The sequence below is a fragment of the uncultured Demequina sp. genome, from assembly GCF_913055775.1.
In the GTDB taxonomy this organism is placed as follows: Bacteria; Actinomycetota; Actinomycetes; order Actinomycetales; family Demequinaceae; genus Demequina.
This window is the reverse complement of record NZ_CAJXJX010000192.1, coordinates 1-3,040: the sequence shown is the minus strand read 5'-3', so window position 1 is coordinate 3,040 and position 3,040 is coordinate 1. Positions and strand designations below refer to the sequence as shown.

Annotated in this window: 5 protein-coding genes; 3 read left to right on the top strand and 2 right to left on the bottom strand. The window is 67.9% G+C overall.

All coding sequences use genetic code 11. The annotated features are described in order from the left end of the window. The coding region (locus QZ483_RS13310; RefSeq protein ID WP_297084820.1) for an anti-sigma factor at nt 1-346 on the top strand (346 nt) is incomplete at its 5' end. A 12-nt stretch (nt 347-358) separates the two neighbouring features. Here QZ483_RS13310 and QZ483_RS13305 read toward each other — a convergent pair. Both QZ483_RS13305 and QZ483_RS13300 read right to left on the bottom strand, forming a co-directional pair. Next, complete coding sequence (locus QZ483_RS13305) at nt 359-1,018, bottom strand: TrkA family potassium uptake protein (RefSeq protein ID WP_297084818.1); 660 nt, start codon at nt 1,016-1,018, stop codon at nt 359-361. Then, nucleotides 1,011-2,402 carry a TrkH family potassium uptake protein gene (locus QZ483_RS13300; protein WP_297084816.1) on the bottom strand — a complete coding sequence of 464 codons (1,392 nt, stop codon included), beginning with the start codon at nt 2,400-2,402 and terminating at the stop codon, nt 1,011-1,013. Before QZ483_RS13300 ends, QZ483_RS13305 begins: the two co-directional genes overlap by 8 nt. Nucleotides 2,403-2,587: 185 nt before the next feature. On the opposite strand from QZ483_RS13300, the gene QZ483_RS13295 reads away from it, so the two are divergent. Then, nucleotides 2,588-2,827 carry a helix-turn-helix domain-containing protein gene (locus tag QZ483_RS13295; RefSeq protein ID WP_297084814.1) on the top strand — a complete coding sequence of 80 codons (240 nt, stop codon included), beginning with the start codon at nt 2,588-2,590 and terminating at the stop codon, nt 2,825-2,827. 67 nt (nt 2,828-2,894) lie between these two features. Then, nucleotides 2,895-2,993 (top strand): 30S ribosomal protein bS22, encoded by a 99-nt coding sequence (locus tag QZ483_RS13290; RefSeq protein WP_005504750.1) that lies wholly within the window; start codon nt 2,895-2,897, stop codon nt 2,991-2,993. Nucleotides 2,994-3,040 lie beyond the last annotated feature (47 nt).

Sequence of the window (3,040 nt, the reverse complement as noted above, 5' to 3'; positions counted from 1 at the left end):
GGAGGGAGACCTCGATGTGGGCGCCGAGGCGCCGTTGACCGACCTCGTCACGGAGACCGCCGCGGGCAGCGCGGTCATCGAGACGCGCGACGACGGCAGCGCCGTGCTGGTGGTCGAGACGCCCTTCGTCGACCTGGACGACGCCTACCTCGAGGTGTGGCTGATCGATCAGAACATCGAGGGCATGGTCAGCCTGGGCCACCTCACGGGCGAGCGCACCGAGTTCGTGCTCCCCGCGGGCTTCGACCCCGGGGCCTTCCCGATCGTGGACATCTCGGTCGAGCCGCTCGACGGCGACCCCACGCACAGCGGAGAGTCCGTGACGCGCGGCGTGCTCGAGATCTGAGCGGGCGAGAACCTAGGGCCGGTTCGCGAAGCGCATCACGAGCTCCTCGTCGCCGCCGATGACCAGGATGTCGTCGGGGTGGACCACCGAGGACTTGCGCCCGTACTCGAACTCGCCCTCGGGCGACATGATGCCGATCACCTGGACGCCGTACTTGTCGCGCAGCTGGAGGTCCGCGAGCGAGAAGTTGTGGGTCTCCTTGGGCGGGCGCATCTTGACGATCGAGAAGGACTCGTCGATCTCGATGTAGTCGAGCATGCGCTCGCCCACCTGGTGGGCGACCCGGTAGCCCGACTCGGACTCCGGCAGCACCACGTGATGGGCGCCGATGCGCTTGAGGATCTTCGCGTGCTCGTCGGACACCGCTTTGGCCCAGATCTCGGGCATCTGCGCGTCCACGAGGTTCACCGTGATCAGCACGGACGCCTCGAGGGAGGTTCCCACGCCCACGACTGCGGCAGAGAAGTCCTTGACGCCGGCCTGCTCGAGCGAGAGGGGGTCCGTTGCGTCCGCCTCGACGCAGGGGAACAGCTTGGAGTAGCGCTCGACCAGCACGGGGTCGCGCTCGATCGCGAGCACCTCCTGATCCATCCCCTCGAGCGAGTTGGCGAGCGAGGATCCGAAGCGGCCGAGGCCGATGACGAGGACGCCGGAGGCGGAGCTGTTAGCCAATGATCGGCCTTTCTGACGGGTAGCGGATGACGCGTCGCTGACGATTCAGCGCCAGCGCCGCCGCCACGGTGACCGAGCCCACGCGGCCCACGAACATGAGGAGCGAGAGGGTGTGCTTGGTGATGTCCGGCATGATCTCGATCTGCTCGGCCGAGAACACCGACAGTCCGCACGTCGCATACGCCGAGACTACTTCGAACAGCACCTGATCGAGCCGCCATCCGAGGTGTGCCGTCTGGGCGAGGACGGCGCCGGTGCCCACGATCACCATGAACAGCGAGACGAGCGTGACCGCGACGGCGGCGCGCAGCACCTCGGTGCCGATGCGCTTGCCGAACGCCTCGATGTCGCGCCGACCGCGCGCCTCCGCCCAGATCGCGAGCAGCAGCACGGCGAGCGTGGTGACGCGAATGCCGCCGGCCGTCGAGCCCGACCCGCCGCCGATGAACATCAGCACGTTCTCGAGCAGCCAGGTGTGCTCGTACATGCCCTCATGGCTGATCGCTGCGAAGCCGCCCGAGCGCTGGTTGACGGAGGCGAAGGCGACCGTCAGCAGCTTCGTGGGGGTGGGCTCGTTGCCCAGCGAGGCCGGGTTGTTCCACTCGAAGATGCCCAGCAGGACGGCGGACACCAGACTGAGCAGTCCCACCATGACGAGGGTGATCTTGGTGTGGAGGTTCCACTCGCGCGGGTGGCGCCAGCGCTTGATGAGGGTCATGTAGACCGGGAATCCCAAGGCTCCGATGAAGACGCCGAGCGCGATGGGGATGCGCACCCAGAAGTCGCCGGCGTACTCGACCAGGCCTCCGGCGTTGGGCACGAAGCCTGCGTTGTTGAACGCGCTCACGGAGTAGAAGACCGAGTGCCACGCGGAGGTCCCGACGCCGAGGCCGTCGAGCACGAACCGCGGGAACAGCACCAGCATCAGCAGGATCTCGACCACCGAGGACACGAGAATGATGGTGCGCAGCAGGTCGCGCACGTCGCCCAGACCGGTCGCCCGGGACTCGTCGGCCGCGAGGATGCGCTGGGTGAGGCCCAGACGCCGCGACACCGCGAGTCCCAGCAGCGAGGCGATGGTCATGATCCCCAGGCCGCCCACCTTGATGCCCGACAGGATGACGGCCTGGCCGAACCCGCTCCAGTAGATCCCGGTGTCCTGGACCGTGAGGCCGGTCACGCAGACGGCCGAGACGGCGGTGAAGAGCGCATCCGCGAAGCTCGCGCGCACGCCCGAGGCCGTGGCCGCCGGCAGGGACAGCAGGCCCGTGAAGATGAGGATCACGGCGGCGAACGTGCCCATCGCGAGGCGGGCCGGCGAGCGGACCACTGCATGGTCCACCCAGTCGCCGATGGAGGCGCGCACCCCTCGCAGCGTGGCCATCCGACTCCTCAACTCGCGTGGCGCTCAGGCCCTGGGCAGGCCTGGTCCGGGCGCGCGTATGCGCTCCTTCTCTCCATCATCGGCAGGTTTCCCACTCTTCACAACTGTCACTTCTGCCACTACAGTTGGGGAAGCGGCCGGCCGATAGACATGCCGACACGCACAATGAGGGAGACGGTACTGGCATGGCTGACAACGGCGCTTCGCGCACCACGTTCCTCACGGTCGCCGAGGTGGCCGACATGCTGCGGGTGTCGCGGATGACCGTCTACCGCTGGGTCCACGCCGGCGACATGCCCGCCGTGCGCTTCGGCCGCTCGTTCCGCGTCCCCGCGGCCGCGGTCGAGACCTTCATGGAGCAGGCTGGCCTGCACGACCTCGATGCGGCCCAGGATGACGACCGCCGGTCCGGCACGGTAGGATAGGTCGCTGTCTGTCGCGTCCAGCACGCACTGGACGCCGTAGCACCATCGTCTATCCGAGGTAGGTTCCGTGGGTTCCGTCATCAAGAAGCGTCGCAAGCGCATGTCGAAGAAGAAGCACCGCAAGCTCCTTCGCAAGACGCGCCACCAGCGCCGCAACAAGAAGTAGCGTCCCGCCGGGCTTCCGGCCGCACGCACGCACACGCCCGTGTCACC